The organism is Micromonospora acroterricola (assembly GCF_003172955.1).
Taxonomy (GTDB): Bacteria; Actinomycetota; Actinomycetes; order Mycobacteriales; family Micromonosporaceae; genus Micromonospora; species Micromonospora acroterricola.
Genome location: NZ_QGKR01000129.1, coordinates 1 through 1,792 on the forward strand (window position 1 = coordinate 1; position 1,792 = coordinate 1,792).

General features: G+C 75.8%; 1 protein-coding gene and 1 pseudogene. One reads left to right on the plus strand and one right to left on the minus strand.

The window, feature by feature from the left end:
* A pseudogene (locus DKT68_RS31760) lies at nt 1–270 on the minus strand (S1C family serine protease); the annotation flags it as partial.
* A 207-nt stretch (nt 271–477) separates the two neighbouring features.
* On the opposite strand from DKT68_RS31760, the gene DKT68_RS05105 reads away from it, so the two are divergent.
* A partial coding sequence (locus tag DKT68_RS05105; RefSeq protein WP_109816266.1) for a ribonuclease D occupies nt 478–1,792 on the plus strand: 1,315 nt, incomplete at its 3' end.

The following is a 1,792-nucleotide window of genomic DNA, read 5'->3' on the forward strand; positions in this document are numbered from 1 at the left end:
GCCGTAGGGCGCGGCCGGGGTCGTGCCGGCCGCCGGGGTGCCCCACTGGCCCGTGTTGGGCGGGTCAGACCAGCCGGCGCGGGGAGCAGGGACGGCCGGGGACGGACCGGTGGCGCCGGTCGGTGCGGACCAGGGCGACCCGGCGCCGGGGTGCGGCTCGATGCGGGGCGGCAACGGCCCCGGCCGCTCGGGCGTCGACCCCGCGCCGCCCGCGTCGTCAGGCTCGCCGCCTGCCGGTCGCCCGTCCCCCGAACCGAAGCCAGCCGTCATGATCGTCTTGCCTTTCCCGTCATCTCCCCGTGCCGCCATCGACCCGCGTTCACTCCGTCGGGCCAGCGGCTCGATGGACCGTACCTGCGCGAACGGGCTTTGTCTCCCCCGATGTCCGGCATCCGAAAGGACGCCTTGGGGACACCTGACCGACACACGCCGGACCGGCTGCACCCGCCGGATCACCGCGCGCACTAGGGTTGGCAGGTGACCGACGAACCACCCCTGCGCCGTCGGCCCGCCGAAGAACTCCAGGGAAACGCACCCCAGCACCCGCCGTCGGCCCAGCCGCAGCCGGCGGGCGAGGGGGTCGACCCGACCGACGGTGGGCCCGTTCCGCTGATCGCCCCGCGTGACGGCACCCCCGACCCGGTAGCCGCTCCCGCCGAGCTCGCCGAGGTCGTGGCGCGTTTCGCCGCGGGCACCGGCCCGGTAGCCCTGGACGCGGAGCGGGCCTCCGGCTACCGCTACAGCCAGCGCGCCTACCTGGTGCAGCTCCGCCGGGCCGGCGCCGGCACAGCGCTGATCGACCCGCTGCCGCTGCCCGACCTCAGCGCGCTGGACGCGGCGATCGGCGAGGCCGAGTGGGTGCTCCACGCGGCCAGCCAGGATCTGCCCTGCCTGGCCGAGGTGGGGCTGCGCCCACGCCGACTGTTCGACACGGAACTGGCCGCTCGGCTGGCTGGGTTCGAGCGGGTCGGCCTGGCCGCGCTGACCGAGCAGCTACTCGGGTACACGCTGGAGAAGCACCACTCGGCGGCCGACTGGTCGAGTCGGCCGCTGCCCGAGTCGTGGCTGACCTACGCCGCCCTCGACGTGGAGCTGCTGACCGACCTGCGCGACGCGCTCGACGCCGAGCTGACCCGGCAGGGCAAGTCGGCCTGGGCGGCGGAGGAGTTCGCCGCCCTGGTCCGCACCGGGGCACGCCCGCCCCGGGTCCGCGCGGAGCCCTGGCGGCGCACCTCCGGCATTCACCGGGTGCGCGGGGCGCGGGCCCAGGCGCGGGTCCGCTCGATGTGGTACGCCCGGGACCAGATCGCGGCCCGGCGGGACGCCGCGCCCGGTCGGGTGCTGCCCGACTCGGCGATCATCGCCGCGGCCGAGTTGGACCCGAGGGACGAGAAGACCCTGCTCACGCTGCCAGGTTTCGGTGGCCGGTCGGTCCGCCGGCTGGCCCGCACCTGGTTGGCGGCGCTCGACGACGCGCGGCAGTTGCCGGACGACGCGCTACCGGTCACCCCGGCGGTGGAGGGCCCTCCCCCGCCGCACCGGTGGGCCGAGCGGGACCCGGTGGCGGCCGGTCGGCTGGCCCGCTGCCGGGAGGTGGTGATCCGCATCGCCGGCGAGCACAACCTGCCTCCGGAGAACCTGATCACCCCGGACTCGGTTCGGCGGCTGGCCTGGACCCCGCCGGAGGAGCTCACCGAGGACACCGTGGCGGAAACCCTGCGGGGCTTCAATGCCCGCGAGTGGCAGATCGCCCTCCTCACCCCCGACCTGACACCCGCGCTAACCCCCGAAA